The 1,572-nt window shown below is 44.9% G+C and carries 1 protein-coding gene; it reads left to right on the top strand.

The features are described from left to right. A partial coding sequence (locus ACQRBJ_RS15955) for a hypothetical protein (RefSeq protein ID WP_445304220.1) occupies window positions 1-1,500 on the top strand: 1,500 nt, incomplete at its 5' end. Window positions 1,501-1,572 lie beyond the last annotated feature (72 nt).

Raw genomic sequence — 1,572 nt, 5'->3', positions numbered from 1 at the left:
GAGAAGGTGCAGGCGGCAGTATATTCTAATTCTTTGATGGGAAAGATAAAACTGGAGAACAATACGGAGAAAGTATATTTCCTGGATGACTTTACCTTCAACTCCAAGTTCTATCACAAGCATTTTGGGCTTGAGGACAACTTTGATGGCGCACAAAAGCAAAAATCAGCCAATTATCAGCTAACCAACCAGTTTAGCTCCATCTATCACGTTGGGAAGAAAGTGTTTCAGTTGCAAAGCAATATCAAGTTCTCCAACACTCCTGTCAATCGTCTCCAAGCGATTCCTACCGACAAGAGTTGGGAGATGTGGCAAAGCCTCAACGAGACAGCCTTCCAGACCGACGAGCATACCTCTTTCGGATGGCAACTCGGCAGACTCGTACAAATGGGCGTCAAGGTAAACTTCGAGTCTTATTACAATAAGATTCGTTTATCCCGACTTCGTTCCGAGGAGAAGCTAGCCAACACTTTTCAGGGCTATATGCTCAATACAAGCGTGGAGCCTTACTTCCAGATGGCTTGGAACCGGCTTACCTGGGAGGTGAGAGTTCCGTTGTCTCTGCTCAACATGCATTTCGAGAATGTGGGAGAGGACAAGGATTTTCGTCATGATGACACCTATGCCAATGTCAACACCACCCTCGCATGGAAAGTGACTCAGGGACTGAAGTTTAGGTTGAGAGGAGGTTCCCGATGCAATTTCGGTGACATATCCAACTTTGTTACTTCACCGATATTCTACACTTACAAGGATGCGACGACCAAGGGCACTGGTAGCTTGACCAATCGAAACTCTCTCTTTGCAAGCGGCCATCTCGACTTCCACAATACAATGGATGGCGTCTTTGCTTCGCTTATGGGCTTGATAACTCGCTCGCAAACCAACTCGATGAGCCAAACGAGCGTATCGGATGGGGATGTCTACAACAAGGTGTCCAAGAAGAAAAATACCATGCTCGACAAGTCGCTCACTCTCAATGTCAGCAAGAATTTCCGTAGCACGGATACGTCTATCTCGCTGATGGCAAGTTTGGGAAATTACCATACTAATATTCTGTCGAAAGACAATGTGCTTAAACTCGTAAATGATCGTTATCTGGTAAATACCCGATTGGAACAGGCGTTTTGGAGCGACAAGCTGAACTTGTCTTTGGAGTACTCTTATTACCAAATGCAAAATAGAGTGAAGGACTTGGGGACTACGATGCAAGAGCACCAAGGTAGCTTTGGGCTTTCTTTCTTCTTGTTAGAGGACTTGGAGTTGTTCGGCGATGTCAGCATGAACTGGCTCAAGGACGCAGACCATCAGGAGCATGAGAGCGATGCCAATGCTGGCATCCGATATAAAAAGAAGAGCATAGAGTTGGAGTTGCTAGCCCAAAACTTGACAAATCAAAGGGTTTATGTGGTCAATAAGCAGATAAAGGAGAGCAATTATCGATACATTTATCAGTTGCGTCCTATCGGATGCACTTTCAGCGTAAAATATAATTTCTAATAATCCAATAAGGATGGTGACTTACTCGTCATCATCCTTATTGTTATCGGCTACGATTTGCGGACCTCTTAC

The sequence above is a fragment of the Prevotella sp. SGI.167 genome, from assembly GCF_050313615.1.
Classification (GTDB): Bacteria; Bacteroidota; Bacteroidia; order Bacteroidales; family Bacteroidaceae; genus Prevotella.
Note: the sequence above shows the minus strand (reverse complement) of the source record. Positions and strands in the feature narration are given on the sequence as shown.